This window comes from Flavobacterium hydrocarbonoxydans (genome assembly GCF_009789235.1).
Classification (GTDB): domain Bacteria; phylum Bacteroidota; class Bacteroidia; order Flavobacteriales; family Flavobacteriaceae; genus Flavobacterium; species Flavobacterium hydrocarbonoxydans.
Window position 1 is genome coordinate 279,170 of sequence record NZ_WSTB01000005.1, and the last position, 13,448, is coordinate 292,617.

Below are 13,448 nucleotides of genomic sequence, written 5' to 3' on the forward strand. Positions count from 1 at the left end.
AATACCCTCTTAAAGAATTTATGTGGATAGATAACTTAACTATAAGTAACTCAACTCTCCATTACATAGCTATTGCTGCGGACGGCAAAATTTGATATGCATATTCCGAGTTATAATAAGAATTGTTTTTCCAGAGGATAAAAGTCAATTCTAATATTTTTCTTTGGATGGCAACGATAGCTTTCATTTTAATGCCATGCCTTGAAACCAATCTTAAAAAGATATCTCTGAACCTTTCATCGGTTCTAATCGCAGCCAGTGCTGGAAAGTGCATGACTTTCCTTAAATTCCGATTACCCCGCTTGGATATACGGGGTTTGGATTTTACGGAGGTACCAGATGTCTTTTCTCTTACATCTAATCCAGCATAACTAACCAGTTGCCTTTTATTCTTTATGAGTTCGAAACCGTTGGTTTCAGCGATAATGGTCACGGCAGTCAAATTTCCAACTCCAGGTATAGAAGATATTATTTTCATCTTTTCTGCTAATACCTCATCTCCTTTGATGAGTTTAGCAATTTCTTCCCGTATCTCCTTTTCCTGCGTATCAATCAAGGCTATTCTTTTGTTTGTTCTTTTAACTGACTTTTCACTTGATGTTGCAGAGGTACGTTCAGCATGCAACTGATTTTTTAACATGGTACGTTCCTGTACCAACTGCTCACGTTCCCGACAAAGCTGCCTCAAATCATTGAATATTTTTAGAGGAGGCTGCCAAACTTCCAATTGCCTTTCCAAGCCAAATCTAGCAATTGCTTGTGAAGCACTCTTGTCAGTAATCGTTCTTATATCAAGTGTTCTCACATAATTACTAATCTTGTTTGGTAAAACGATGCTGACTTGTTTTTGAACACTGCATAGATAATAGGCTAAAGATTCATGGTAAACCCCTGTTGCTTCCATTACATAACGTACTTCCGTAGTGGTTAATGTTTGGTTATTAACCCACAATACAAGACTCGAAAACCCTTTTTTAGTATTGGGAAATACTTTGTAAGCATAAACTTCAATACTGATCTGCTCGTCCATCCGACCAAGTGACACAACTAATTCCTTTTGTGCAACATCAATTCCGACTGTTTGTTTTAATAATATCTTCATATTAATTGGTTTAGGCAGCCTTATTCCGGCTTCCAAAATTTCAACACTTACACAGGGTATGTTTGTGGGTTCCGTTTCGGATAATTTTGATGAGCGTATCGAACAAAAGATTTTCCACGCTGAAATTGTAGTGGATAATGAAAAGGTAGCCGCAGAAACTAAAGTCTATCAGAAGATACCAGAAATCCTCTCCTTTGTCAATGACCAAGGAGAGGACAAAATGAAACAAGAAATTGAAAGCAATTACCGTCAAATAAAATCAGATATTCTTAGTATTGTTGAAAATGAAATGGAACGAATTAAAAATGATCCCGACTTGCAGCATTTGATACAAAAGGGATGAAACTATTAACTTTGTAACAAAAGTCACAAAGTATTAAAGGAAGATAATGTAAGTTTGTAGGTTACATTTTTCTATTACGGAATAAATCAACACCGCAACAACAAATATTATTAATTAGTAAGTCTTAAAAAAATGCAAACGGAACCATTAGAACAAATAACAGAATTTAAGACCTCTCCTGAATTGATAGGCAAACTTTATGAATATAGCATAAGAAAAGAATATGAAGCAGGAAGTGTTATACTAGATGAAAATGCTTCCATCCGTTCTATTCCAATTGTAACCAAAGGTACGCTGAAAGTAATACGGACAGAAGAAGATGGTAGAGAAATTTTGCTTTACTATATCAAAGCTGGTGAAAGCTGTATCATGTCTTTCTTAGGCGGTATGCACAATGAAACAAGTAAGGTAAAAGCTGAAGTGGAAGAAGATGCGGAAATACTTTTTTTGCCCATGGATAAAGTATCCTTATTCATTAAGGAATATCCGCAATGGCTAGATTATATTTTTCGTTTATACCATAAACGTTTTGAAGAATTATTGGAAATTGTTAATGCCATCACTTTTAAGAAAATAGATGAACGTTTATTGAATTTGTTGATTAAAAAGCGTGAACTTACTGAAAATAATATTCTGCACATCACCCACGAACAATTAGCTAATGAACTTGGGACTGCCCGTGTAGTGGTGTCAAGGTTACTCAAACAGTTAGAAGAAATAGGTAAGGTTAGGCTAGGTAGAAATAAAATAACCCTTATGTAACAAAAGTAGCTGTGCAGGTTTTTGAATTGATGCAAATTTGTTGTAACAATTTAAAAATCTATGGACATAACAGGGTATATAGCATCAATTTTTATAGGTATCTCTTTAGGGTTAATAGGCGGCGGAGGCAGCATCCTTACTGTTCCAGTTCTCGTTTATCTATTTGGTCTTGATGCATTATTAGCTACAGCTTATTCTCTTTTTATAGTTGGCTCCACAAGCGTCGTCGGCTCTTTTTCTTATTTCAAAAAAGGATTGGTAAGCATCAAAACAGCTATTATATTTGGTATTCCATCAATTGTAGCCGTTTTTCTAACTAGGGCTTACATCGTTCCCGCTATTCCTGAAGAAGTTTTCAGTATTGCAGCTTTTACCGTTACCAAAAACATTCTTTTGATGTTGCTTTTTGCTGTATTGATGATTTTCGCTTCATACAGCATGATAAAAAAATGTAAAGGAGAAGATTGTTTACCTACCGACACGCCCACCGTAAGTACATTATTAATCGTTATTCAGGGAATATTTGTGGGCTTTGTTACCGGATTAATCGGCGCTGGTGGAGGCTTTTTAATCATTCCTGCCCTAGTCAATTTATTGCGTTTAGAATTTAAAAAAGCAATCGGTACTTCGCTAGTAATCATAGCTCTTAATTCCCTTTTTGGCTTTGCCATTTCCGTTACACATTATACAATAGACTGGATATTTCTTTTTAAAATTTTGGCTCTCGCCATTACCGGAGTGCTTATCGGAAGCTATCTATCTAAAAAAATAGATGGTAAAAAACTAAAGCCTGCTTTCGGTTGGTTTGTACTGCTTATGGGTATTTACATCATCATCAAAGAAACTTTATTAAACTAAAATCATAATAATATGGAAAAGCATTATCAAATAGTTATCGTTGGCGGTGGAAATGCAGGATTATCTGTTGCATCACAATTACTTCGTAAAAGAAATGGGTTAAGTATTGGCATTATTGAGCCTTCAGAAAATCATTATTATCAACCTGCGTGGACATTAGTTGGTGCAGGAATTTTTGATATTAAAAAGACTATCCGTAATGAAAAGGATTTTATTCCAAAAAATGCGACATGGATAAAAGAAGCAGTTGCTGAATTTAATCCTACTTCAAACAAAGTAATTTGCAGTTCTGGAAAAGAAATTTCATACGATTATTTAATTGTTTGTCCGGGTATCCAATTAGATTGGAATAAAATAAAAGGATTAAAAGAAACCTTAGGTAAAAACAATGTAAGCAGTAATTATAATTTTAATTCAGCACCATATACTTGGGAAATGATTAAAAATTTTAAAGGCGGTATAGCAGTCTTTACTAACCCATCCACGCCTATTAAATGTGGTGGTGCCCCACATAAAATCATGTATCTGGCTGTAGATTATTGGCGTAAGAAAGGTGTTTTAGACAAATGTGACATACATTATATTTCTGGGGCAACAGTTATATTTGGTGTGCCTGAATATAAAGCAACATTAGAAGAAGTATTAAAAAAAGGTAATATAAAAGTACATTATAGTGCTAATACAATAGGAATTGATGCAAATAATAAAACAATCGAGTTCGAAACCAAAAGCACTCCAAGTTCAATAAAGCAGTCATTATCAGAAACGACAGCTGCTTGTTATAGTATTAACGAAGCATCACAAACTGATTTAGCAAATAAAGTTACTCTTTCATTTGATTTATGCCATGCAGTACCTCCCCAATCTGCCCCAGACTTTATTAAAAAAAGCCCCTTAGCAGATGCTTCAAATCCCTATGGTTATGTAGAGGTCAATAAAAACACAATGCAGCATTCAAGATTTCCCAATGTTTTTGCTTTGGGAGATTGCACCAATGCACCCTGTAGTAAAACCGGAGCGGCAATACGAAAACAAGCACCAGTTGTAGTTACGAACTTATTAGAAGTAATGGATAAACAACCTGTAACCGCTCAATATGATGGCTACAGTGCTTGCCCGATACCGACGCAATACGGAAAATTAATGCTGGCAGAGTTTGATTATAACAACAAACCAAAAATGACATTTCCATTCAATCAAGCAAAACCACGTTGGACAATGTGGATACTGAAAACAAAAGTATTGCCTTGGCTATATTGGAACAAAATTTTAAAAGGCACAGCTTAGCTACCTAGGTTGTATCGCCTGAATTTATTTATTACGCCCATACCAAATATCACTTATCAATGTTTAAAAACACAACGCTATGGATGTAGAAATTCTGGCTCGAATTCAGTTTGCATTTACTATTGCTTTCCATTACATCTATCCACCACTAAGTATTGGCATTGGATTGATAATGGTCATTATGGAAAGTTTATACCTCAAAACTGGTAAAAAAGAATACGAAATTTTAACACGTTTTTGGATTAAAATATTTGCACTGACTTTTGGTATCGGAGTAGCAACTGGTATCATCATGGAATTTGAATTTGGTACCAATTGGGCTGTCTATTCGCGATATGTAGGCGATATTTTTGGAAGTGCTTTAGCTGCTGAAGGTTTATTTGCTTTTGGTTTAGAAAGTGCTTTTCTAGGTGTACTCCTTTTTGGCTGGCATCGAGTAAAACCTTGGGTACATTTAGTCTCAACAATAGGCGTGTTTCTCGGTTCAATGTTTTCAGCAGTTTGGATTGTGGTTGCAAATTCTTGGCAGCAAACTCCAGCGGGCTATCATATTGTTGGAGAGGGATTAAACACAAGAGCTGAAGTGACCGATTTTTGGGCAATGGTATTCAATCCATCAAGCATGGACAGATTAGTGCATACTTGGCAAGGATCATTTTTAGCTGGTGCATTTTTGGTTTTAAGCGTTCATGCTTACTATTTAATCAAAGGACGTTATGTAGAAATTTCTAAAAAAGCTTTTAAAATTGCTTTAGTTGTAGCGACCATTTTTTCATTATCACAATTAATTTCTGGGCACAGCTCTGCTGATGGAGTTGCTGTAAATCAACCAGCAAAATTAGCCGCTATGGAAGGTCATTTTAAAAAGTCAGCTCCTGCCGATTTATATCTTTTTGGTTGGGTAGATAAAGAAAAACAAGAAGTGACAGGTTTGAAAATCCCTGGAGGATTATCTTTTTTGGTACACCAAGATTTTAAGGCTCCTATAACTGGTTTAAATAGTTTTCCCGTTAAAGATAGACCAAGCCAAATCAATGCCGTTTTTCAATTTTATCACATCATGATTGCTATCGGAATGTTGCTAATAGGATTGACATTATATGCTAGTTTCTTATGGTGGCGTGGAAAATTATTTGAAACCAGGTGGCTATTATGGATATTTTCATTTTCGGTAATACTACCTCAAATTGCCAATCAAGTAGGTTGGTATGCCGCCGAAATGGGAAGACAACCTTGGGTTGTTTATGGTCATTTGCGCACCAGCGATGCTTTTTCGCAAGAGGTTTCAGCTAATCAAATCGTATTTTCATTAATTATGTTTACAATCATTTATGCACTATTATTTGTACTATTTATCTATATGGTCAATAAAAAAATAAAACACGGGCCTTACGAAGAAAGCAGCACACTGGTTAATTTTCAATCTTTCTAAAGAATTAAAATCAATAGTTATGGAATATTTTTTAGGAATAGACTATCCAACCTTGTGGTATTTAGTTATTGGTCTTTTATTTTCCGGCTATGCCATACTTGAGGGATTTGATTTTGGTGCTGGAGCTTGGCATTTGTTTTTCAGAAGGATTTAAGCCGTCGAGTGGCAATTAATGCCATTGCTCCAGTTTGGGATGCCAATCAAGTATGGTTGGTTATTGGCGGTGGTGCATTATTTGCTTGTTTTCCAGTAATGTATGCTACTATGTTGTCGGCAATGTACGTTCCGTTTATGCTTTTCCTAATGTTTAATATTCTTAGGGCAGCTGCAATCAAATTCAGAAGTACAGAAGATATGCTATGGTGGCGAAAAACTTGGGATATTGTGTATAGTGTTTCCAGTATTATGATTGCCTTTTTATTAGGGATTGTTCTTGGTAATATTTTACAAGGTTTCCCGCTGGGAGAAAATCATAGCTATAAAGGCGGTATGTTCTTCTCTTTTTTAAATCCATATGCAATAATGGTAGGTCTTACAACGCTATCATTATTTATGACACAAGGGGCAATTTACCTTTTGATAAAGACCGAAGGAAGATTACACTCTAGACTGACTTTTCTATTGAAAAAAGGAATAATATTTTTTATAATAACCTTTGGCATTACAACACTCTATACCCTAATATTCATCCCAGAGGTTACAACAACTTTCAGGAATAACCCTTTCTATTTTATTACTCCAATACTTTCCTTCTTGGCAGTTGCAAATGTGCCTCGCCTCGCTTCTAAAAAAAGCTATATGCAAACCCTGATTTTTTCATCATTAACAATGGCTTTATTACTCGGTCTTGTTGCTTTACAATTATACCCAACCTTATTGATTTCTACGATTGACCCAAAATATAGCGTAACCATATATAACGCAGCATCATCACAAAAATCTTTAGGTATTATGCTGACCATTGTTGTTATTGGAACTCCTTTACTAGCGGGGTACTTTATCTTTTTGTATAAGACCTTTAAGGGCAAAGTAAAGCTAGACGATACAAGCTACTAGTAGCCGAGCTAGATTAAAAAAAAAACGAAATTGCCTAATTAGGTAAAAAAACATCCTTGTGTAACCAAAGTAGCTGTACAGGAAAAAACAACATGGTAATTTAGCATTATAAATTATAAACAAATAGAAAAATGGAAACACAAGAAATTAAAAATACAATGCCAAGAATAGGCGATATAGCTCCAGACTTTGACGTAGTGACAACAACTGGAATTTTAAAATTTTCTGAATATAATAAAGGAAGTTGGGTAGTATTTTTTTCACATCCTGCTGATTTTACACCTGTATGTACAACAGAAATGAGTGGTTTTGCACTTGAAAAAGATTTCTTTGCGGAACACAATACCAAATTAATTGGTTTAAGTATTGACAGTATTCATTCTCATATTGCCTGGGTAAATGCAGTTCATGAAAAAACAGGAATTTTATTTGATTTTCCAATAATTGCAGATATTTCGATGGAAGTCTCAAAACTTTATGGAATGTTACAACCAGGTGAAAGTGAAACAGCAGCTGTTCGTGCCGTTTTTATAATGGATCCCGAAGGGAAAGTACGTTTGATAATGTATTATCCACTAAACGTGGGAAGAAATATGGACGAAATTAAACGCTCATTGCTTGCTCTACAAACTTCGGATGAACATAAAGTAGCAATGCCACTTAATTGGCAGCCTGGAGACAAAGTAATTGTGGGTGCTCCAAAAACAATAGAAGCTTTGGCGGCAAGAAAAGCCGATAAGGAATTAGAGCAGGTAGATTGGTATCTGGCTAAAAAATCAATTGGGTAATTTCATTTAAAATTAATTAAAAACTAAAGAATATGTTTTTTCAACACGTTTATGATAAGAGTTTAGCACAAGGCAGTTATGTTATTGGCTGTCAAAAAACTGGGGAAGCCATAGTAATCGATGCACAACGTGATATTGATATATACAGCGACATCGCAAAACAAAACAACCTCCGTATTACACACATAGCTGAAACTCACATTCATGCAGACTTTCTTTGTGGTTCAAGGGAACTTGCAGCAGTAACAAACGCAACAATGTACCTTTCAGACGAAGGAGGCGAAGATTGGCAGTACCAGTTCCCTCACAAAGGGCTAAAAGAAGGGGATATTATCAGAGTGGGCAACCTCACATTAGAAGTAATACATACACCAGGCCATACGCCAGAAAGTATAAGCTTTCTATTAACTGATCATCCGGCGACAGATAAGCCCGTTATAGTACTAACAGGTGATTTTGTTTTTGTGGGTGATATAGGCCGTCCTGACTTACTCGAAAAAGCTGCTGGACTTGCTGGTACAAAAGAAGATGGAGCCAAACAAATGTTCCAGTCCTTGAAAAAGTTTGCGGCACTTCCAGAATATGTGCAGGTATGGTCGGGACATGGCGCAGGTTCTGCTTGTGGCAAGGCTTTAGGAGCCGTAGCAAGTTCTACAGTTGGCTATGAGAAAATTAGAAACTGGGCGCTTCAATACAGCGAAAATGAAAAAGGGTTCATCGACTACCTTTTAGCCGACCAGCCTGAACCACCGAAATACTTTGCGATGATGAAGCACTTAAACAAAGTTGATCGTCCGTTACTTATAGATGTTCCGAAACATCCAGAGCTAACCAAAGAGCAGTTTATTTCTGCCTATGAAAAAGGCATGAAGGTAATAGATACCCGCAATAAAGTAGAATTTGCCAAAGGTTTTATTCCTAATTCGCTAAACATTCAGGGTAATAATTCTTTCGCTACTTGGTGCGGTTGGTTATTGAATTACCAAGAGCAGTTTATTTTGGTAGCCGAAGACAGTCAGATGGAAGATTTGACCCGTAAATTGATGCGTATCGGCTTGGACAACATTTTCGGATACATTTCGGATGTAAATGCTACAGGAATTGAGCTCCATACTTCAGATGTCATTTCTTTGGAAGAATTTAAAACCCAGATAGGAAAGGATAATGTGCAGATAGTAGATGTTCGTGGTGCATCGGAATATGAAGCAGGACACGTTGAAGGTGCAGAAAACGTTTTTGTTGGAACATTAATGGACAACTTGGGTAAAATCAGCAAAGACAAACAGGTGGTTATACATTGTCAGGCAGGCGACCGATCAGCCATTGCCTATTCGATCCTTGCCAAAAACGGCTTTAAAAACGTGAAAAACTTTTCTGGAGGAATGAAAGAGTGGTTAGCAGAAAATGGTAAAACAATTGGATGTAATGAAACATCTTGTACAAAAGCTTAAAATTTAAAACTATGGGACTTTTTTCAGCAATATTTGGCAAAACAGATAACAGTCAATTATCAGAAGCTATAAAAGACGGTGCGTTTTTAGTAGATGTTCGCACACCTGACGAGTTTTCGGCAGGCAGTGCAAAAGGAGCGGTAAATATTCCATTGGATAAAGTACCAATGGAATTACCAAAATTCAAGGGCAAGAAAAATATCGTTGTTTTTTGCAGAAGTGGAAATAGAAGCGGACAGGCAAAAAGTATTTTGGAGCAGAGCGGTTTTCAGAATGTTATAAACGGTGGCACTTGGGAAAATGTAAATCAGTTGATAAATGAGTAAAGAAGAAAATAATATAGCCTGTTGCGTAACACAATGCGAAAACCCACTTGACCAAAACTATTGGAATGAACGGTGGCAGAAAAATGAAACAGGATGGGATATGGGACAGGCTTCGCCCGCTATTACGGAGTATATGACACAATACCATGATAAAAATGCAGCTATTCTTATTCCGGGTTGTGGCAATGCCTATGAAGCAGAATTTTTGATAGCGAATGGATTTACGAACATTACACTAATAGATATTGCACCAAAAGCAGTTGAAGCGTTAAAAGAAAAGTTTGCTGACAAAACACAGATAAACGTTTTGTGCGAAGACTTTTTCAATCATCAGGGTAGTTACGATTTGATCATTGAGCAAACATTTTTTTGTGCCATTCCACCTGCTAGAAGAATTGAATATTCAAAAAAAACAGCTTCAATACTCAACGGAAACGGTAAAATAATAGGTGTGCTATTCGACAAACAATTTAACCAACCGTTTCCACCTTTTGGAGGTTGCCCTTGCGAATACAAACCTGTTTTTGAACCGCATTATTTCATCAAAACAATGGATGAATGTTATAACAGCATTCCTTCAAGAGCCAACTCGGAAGTGTTTATTAACCTCATAAAAAAATAGAGAAATGAAAAAGAACATGGGAACAGTCGATAAAGTAATCAGAATACTAGTTGCTGTAGTTATAGGTGTTTTGTACTTTACAAATGTCATTTCAGGAACATTGGCAATCATATTAGGCATATTAGCAGTAGTATTTGTGCTTACATCATTCATTAGTTTTTGCCCCTTGTATTTGCCATTTGGCATTAGCACTTTTAGAAAGAAAATAAGATGATACACAATATAGCAGTAGAAAACATTAAATGTGGTGGCTGTATGAACAGCATAAAAACCGCTTTAATGAAAATAAATGGTGTTGAAAATGTAAGTATTGACAAAGACACCGAAACCGTAACTATTGATGCTACGGTTGAAAAAATATTTCTTATAAATGCTCTTTCAAAAATGGGTTATCCCGAAAAAGGAAATAATGACCTATTAAAAAAAGCAAAATCGTATGTGAGCTGTGCTATTGGAAAAATAAATTGATTATGAAAAACTATCTAAGAACTTGGAATTTTATGCGTGTATTGCGATTGGCATTAGGCATTTTCGTGATAGCACAGGGTATTCAGTCAAAAGAATGGTGGTTTGTGGTAATGGGTGGATTATTTTCTTTAATGCCTATACTTAATATAGGATGTTATGGTGTTTCGGCTTGCAATACATCTATATCAAAAAACAACAAAAAATTGGAGAATACAGCCTATGAAGAAGTATGTTAGTTAAACAAATTTAATGTTGGAAATTAAAGATTTAGTGATTATGGATACAAATAACAAAAAACAGCATTGGGAAAACGTTTACGAAACTAAAAACCCTAACCAGGTAAGCTGGACACAGGAAATGCCTAAAACATCTCTTGATTTTATTTCTTCGTTCAGATTGGAGAAACAGGCAAAAATTATTGATATAGGAGGTGGCGACAGCAAATTAGTTGACCATTTACTTAATCAGGGGTATGAGAACATTAGTGTTCTTGATATATCAGCAAAAGCACTTGAAAAAGCTAAAAATCGCTTAGGAGACAAAGCTAAAAAAGTAAATTGGATAGTTAGTGATATTACAGAATTTCAACCCAATACACAATATGATATTTGGCATGATAGAGCAGCATTTCACTTCCTAACAACAACAGAACAAATTGAAAAATATTTGCACATAGCAAGGATGTCTGTAACTGGCTTCATGATGATTGGAACTTTTTCCGAAAGCGGACCAACAAAATGCAGTGGTCTTGAAATCGAACAATATTCTGAACAAAGTTTAACCAAAACACTTGAAAATGGCTTCGACAAAATCCTTTGCATTTCAGAAAGCCATACGACACCTTTCGATACAACTCAAGATTTTTTATTCTGCAGCTTCAAAAGAAATATGTAGGAGATGATGCAAGCATTATTAATATTGATGTTGACAATTAACCTCAAGCAGCAACAACACATAAAGTACGAAGTGTACCCACTTATTATTATTTAAAAATGGTAAACAGCTTTGGCGTCAGTCGGGCATAGTCCCCTTAAACAAATTGGAAAGATTAATTAACGAAAATATATAAAAATAAATGTTAGAATTTTTGAAACAACCCTGGCCTTGGTACATAGCCGGTCCGTTAGTGGGGCTTACAGTACCAGCATTATTAATTTTAGGAAATAAAAATTTTGGCATTAGTGCCAATTTACGTCATGCTTGTGCAGCTTGTTTGCCAGCTAATATTTCTTTTTTTAAATATGATTGGAAAAAAGAAATTTGGAATATATTTTTTGTAGTTGGAATACTAATTGGAGGTGTAATCGCTTTTAGTTTTTTAGCCAATCCAAACCCTATAATCATTAATGAGAATTTGAGAACTGAATTAGCAAGCTACGGTATAAAAAATATCAACGGAATGTTGCCACAAGAAATTTTTTCTTGGGAAAATCTCTTTACAATAAAAGGATTTTTAATGATGGTTGTCGGTGGTTTTATGATAGGTTTTGGTTCTCGTTATGCAGGTGGCTGCACAAGTGGACATGCAATTTCTGGATTATCAAATCTGCAATTGCCATCGCTAATTGCTACTTGCTGCTTTTTTATTGGCGGATTAATTATGGCAAACATTATACTTCCAATAATTCTCTCTCTTTAAATTATAATACAAATGAAAAATATAGATAAAAACAAAGATTTCGAAACCCGCTCATTAGACACAGTATGCATAAATGAAAGCCATTTAGAGCACAAATGGTACCACAATATCAAATACTTAATAGTAGGTTTATTATTCGGAATAGTATTTATAAAAGCCGAAATAATCAGTTGGTACCGCATACAAGAAATGTTTCGTTTTCAATCTTTTCATATGTACGGTGTTATTGGTAGTGCTGTTATAGTTGGTGCAATTTCGGTATTTATGATTAAAAAACTTAATATAAAAACCATTTATGGCGAAAAAATAGAGTTTCATGATAAGAAATTTAATAAAGGTCAGATCATTGGTGGACTTATTTTTGGTTTAGGCTGGGCTATTACAGGTGCGTGTCCTGGACCTATTTTCGCACAAATTGGAACTGGAGTGACTGTGATGATTATAACTTTATTCTTTGCGATTGTTGGCACATGGGTGTATGGTTATTTTAGAGATAAGCTACCTCATTAATTAACGTTTATGTATTGGTTTAAAAGATTGCTGGTAACAGCGATATGGATATCTATTGCTCAAACTTTACAGGCACAAGATCATTACAACGCTTGGTTTCGAGGTACCTTGAGCATTCCAGTCGGCGAAAAATTTAAAATAGATAACGAGCTTCAGCACAGGAGACAAAACGGCTTTGAAAACGAGAATATGTTAGGTGAAAACTTGATGTTTGCTTTCAGGAATTGGTTACATTATCAACACAGTCAAGATGTGAAATTTTCCTTATCTCCCTTAGCTTATTTTAAGAACTACAAGATTATTCAAAAACATTTAGACGAAACTACTATACCAAGCAGTGAAATTCGTTTTTCGGCGGCAGTTGAATTACAACACGAGATACTGAAAAAATTTTATATAGTAGATAGGTCAGCTGCCGAATATCGAATATTTGACAACAATCAAGCAGACATCATCCGGCTTCGAAACCGTTTTGGCTTTCGCTACGACTTTACTGGAAGACTAAAGATTGGTGTTTTTGACGAATTGCTTTTTAATCTTTCTGGCACAACATACCATCATTTCTTTGATCACGATCGTTTAGGGCTGAATATCGAATACAAACTTGTACCAAATGTAAAATTTGACATTGGTTATATGCACATTACTCGCTTACCTTTGAATAGTACAACAAAACTGCATGAAAATAATCTCTATCTCAATTTTACCTATCAACTAAAAAAGAAGAATAACAAAACATCAATTCCACCAATGTAACAAAAGTTACAGTGTAATGAAAACAGATAGCCTAACTTTGCGAGTTAA

Annotated in this window: 16 protein-coding genes and 2 pseudogenes; 17 read left to right on the forward strand and 1 reads right to left on the reverse strand. The window is 35.4% G+C overall.

Going from position 1 to position 13,448, the window contains the following annotated elements; translation table 11 throughout:
• Positions 1 to 61 precede the first annotated feature (61 nt).
• Positions 62 to 1,102 carry an IS110 family RNA-guided transposase gene (locus GON26_RS11340; RefSeq protein ID WP_160374916.1) on the reverse strand — a complete coding sequence of 347 codons (1,041 nt, stop codon included), beginning with the start codon at positions 1,100 to 1,102 and terminating at the stop codon, positions 62 to 64.
• 10 nt (positions 1,103 to 1,112) lie between these two features.
• On the opposite strand from GON26_RS11340, the pseudogene GON26_RS11345 reads away from it, so the two are divergent.
• The 17 genes and pseudogenes from GON26_RS11345 to GON26_RS11425 all read left to right on the forward strand — a co-directional run.
• Positions 1,113 to 1,445, forward strand: a pseudogene (locus GON26_RS11345) (conjugal transfer protein TraG); the annotation flags it as partial.
• A 132-nt stretch (positions 1,446 to 1,577) separates the two neighbouring features.
• Positions 1,578 to 2,207, forward strand: a complete 630-nt coding sequence (locus GON26_RS11350; protein ID WP_041516034.1) for a Crp/Fnr family transcriptional regulator — start codon at positions 1,578 to 1,580, stop codon at positions 2,205 to 2,207.
• Positions 2,208 to 2,267: 60 nt separating this feature from the next.
• A complete protein-coding gene (locus GON26_RS11355; RefSeq protein ID WP_041516035.1) occupies positions 2,268 to 3,065 on the forward strand; it encodes a sulfite exporter TauE/SafE family protein in 798 nt (265 codons plus the stop codon).
• Positions 3,066 to 3,077: 12 nt separating this feature from the next.
• Positions 3,078 to 4,352 (forward strand): NAD(P)/FAD-dependent oxidoreductase, encoded by a 1,275-nt coding sequence (locus GON26_RS11360; protein ID WP_160374917.1) that lies wholly within the window; start codon positions 3,078 to 3,080, stop codon positions 4,350 to 4,352.
• Between the two features lie 79 nt (positions 4,353 to 4,431).
• Complete coding sequence (locus GON26_RS11365; protein ID WP_041516036.1) at positions 4,432 to 5,784, forward strand: cytochrome ubiquinol oxidase subunit I; 1,353 nt, start codon at positions 4,432 to 4,434, stop codon at positions 5,782 to 5,784.
• Between the two features lie 19 nt (positions 5,785 to 5,803).
• Positions 5,804 to 6,840: pseudogene (gene cydB, locus GON26_RS11370) on the forward strand (cytochrome d ubiquinol oxidase subunit II).
• 131 nt (positions 6,841 to 6,971) lie between these two features.
• Positions 6,972 to 7,628: a peroxiredoxin gene (locus tag GON26_RS11375; protein WP_202110864.1), complete on the forward strand. Its 657-nt coding sequence runs from the start codon at positions 6,972 to 6,974 to the stop codon at positions 7,626 to 7,628.
• A gap of 32 nt (positions 7,629 to 7,660) precedes the next feature.
• Complete coding sequence (locus GON26_RS11380) at positions 7,661 to 9,079, forward strand: MBL fold metallo-hydrolase (RefSeq protein ID WP_160374918.1); 1,419 nt, start codon at positions 7,661 to 7,663, stop codon at positions 9,077 to 9,079.
• An 11-nt stretch (positions 9,080 to 9,090) separates the two neighbouring features.
• The gene (locus tag GON26_RS11385) at positions 9,091 to 9,405 is read left to right on the forward strand and encodes a rhodanese-like domain-containing protein (RefSeq protein ID WP_041516039.1); all 315 of its coding nucleotides are present in this window, start codon (positions 9,091 to 9,093) and stop codon (positions 9,403 to 9,405) included.
• The gene (locus GON26_RS11390; protein WP_041516040.1) at positions 9,398 to 10,027 is read left to right on the forward strand and encodes a methyltransferase; all 630 of its coding nucleotides are present in this window, start codon (positions 9,398 to 9,400) and stop codon (positions 10,025 to 10,027) included. The genes GON26_RS11385 and GON26_RS11390 overlap by 8 nt, the downstream gene beginning before the upstream one ends.
• 4 nt (positions 10,028 to 10,031) lie before the next feature.
• The gene (locus GON26_RS11395) at positions 10,032 to 10,241 is read left to right on the forward strand and encodes a YgaP family membrane protein (RefSeq protein WP_084607906.1); all 210 of its coding nucleotides are present in this window, start codon (positions 10,032 to 10,034) and stop codon (positions 10,239 to 10,241) included.
• Positions 10,238 to 10,495, forward strand: coding sequence for a heavy-metal-associated domain-containing protein (locus GON26_RS11400; RefSeq protein ID WP_084607907.1), 258 nt, complete (start codon positions 10,238 to 10,240; stop codon positions 10,493 to 10,495). Before GON26_RS11395 ends, GON26_RS11400 begins: the two co-directional genes overlap by 4 nt.
• A gap of 2 nt (positions 10,496 to 10,497) precedes the next feature.
• Positions 10,498 to 10,731 carry a hypothetical protein gene (locus GON26_RS11405; protein ID WP_041516041.1) on the forward strand — a complete coding sequence of 78 codons (234 nt, stop codon included), beginning with the start codon at positions 10,498 to 10,500 and terminating at the stop codon, positions 10,729 to 10,731.
• A 40-nt stretch (positions 10,732 to 10,771) separates the two neighbouring features.
• Positions 10,772 to 11,389: a class I SAM-dependent methyltransferase gene (locus GON26_RS11410; protein ID WP_041516142.1), complete on the forward strand. Its 618-nt coding sequence runs from the start codon at positions 10,772 to 10,774 to the stop codon at positions 11,387 to 11,389.
• A gap of 181 nt (positions 11,390 to 11,570) precedes the next feature.
• Complete coding sequence (locus GON26_RS11415; protein ID WP_160374919.1) at positions 11,571 to 12,134, forward strand: YeeE/YedE family protein; 564 nt, start codon at positions 11,571 to 11,573, stop codon at positions 12,132 to 12,134.
• A gap of 12 nt (positions 12,135 to 12,146) precedes the next feature.
• A complete protein-coding gene (locus tag GON26_RS11420) occupies positions 12,147 to 12,644 on the forward strand; it encodes a DUF6691 family protein (protein ID WP_103913865.1) in 498 nt (165 codons plus the stop codon).
• A gap of 9 nt (positions 12,645 to 12,653) precedes the next feature.
• Positions 12,654 to 13,400: a DUF2490 domain-containing protein gene (locus GON26_RS11425; RefSeq protein ID WP_041516044.1), complete on the forward strand. Its 747-nt coding sequence runs from the start codon at positions 12,654 to 12,656 to the stop codon at positions 13,398 to 13,400.
• The last annotated feature ends 48 nt before the right edge of the window (positions 13,401 to 13,448 follow it).

Coding starts and splice junctions, on each gene's coding strand:
- GON26_RS11340 (WP_160374916.1), bottom strand. CDS start 1,102: ATGAAGATATTATTAAAACAAACAGTCGGAATTGATGTTGCACAAAAG.
- GON26_RS11350 (WP_041516034.1), top strand. CDS start 1,578: ATGCAAACGGAACCATTAGAACAAATAACAGAATTTAAGACCTCTCCT.
- GON26_RS11355 (WP_041516035.1), top strand. CDS start 2,268: ATGGACATAACAGGGTATATAGCATCAATTTTTATAGGTATCTCTTTA.
- GON26_RS11360 (WP_160374917.1), top strand. CDS start 3,078: ATGGAAAAGCATTATCAAATAGTTATCGTTGGCGGTGGAAATGCAGGA.
- GON26_RS11365 (WP_041516036.1), top strand. CDS start 4,432: ATGGATGTAGAAATTCTGGCTCGAATTCAGTTTGCATTTACTATTGCT.
- GON26_RS11375 (WP_202110864.1), top strand. CDS start 6,972: ATGGAAACACAAGAAATTAAAAATACAATGCCAAGAATAGGCGATATA.
- GON26_RS11380 (WP_160374918.1), top strand. CDS start 7,661: ATGTTTTTTCAACACGTTTATGATAAGAGTTTAGCACAAGGCAGTTAT.
- GON26_RS11385 (WP_041516039.1), top strand. CDS start 9,091: ATGGGACTTTTTTCAGCAATATTTGGCAAAACAGATAACAGTCAATTA.
- GON26_RS11390 (WP_041516040.1), top strand. CDS start 9,398: ATGAGTAAAGAAGAAAATAATATAGCCTGTTGCGTAACACAATGCGAA.
- GON26_RS11395 (WP_084607906.1), top strand. CDS start 10,032: ATGAAAAAGAACATGGGAACAGTCGATAAAGTAATCAGAATACTAGTT.
- GON26_RS11400 (WP_084607907.1), top strand. CDS start 10,238: ATGATACACAATATAGCAGTAGAAAACATTAAATGTGGTGGCTGTATG.
- GON26_RS11405 (WP_041516041.1), top strand. CDS start 10,498: ATGAAAAACTATCTAAGAACTTGGAATTTTATGCGTGTATTGCGATTG.
- GON26_RS11410 (WP_041516142.1), top strand. CDS start 10,772: ATGGATACAAATAACAAAAAACAGCATTGGGAAAACGTTTACGAAACT.
- GON26_RS11415 (WP_160374919.1), top strand. CDS start 11,571: ATGTTAGAATTTTTGAAACAACCCTGGCCTTGGTACATAGCCGGTCCG.
- GON26_RS11420 (WP_103913865.1), top strand. CDS start 12,147: ATGAAAAATATAGATAAAAACAAAGATTTCGAAACCCGCTCATTAGAC.
- GON26_RS11425 (WP_041516044.1), top strand. CDS start 12,654: ATGTATTGGTTTAAAAGATTGCTGGTAACAGCGATATGGATATCTATT.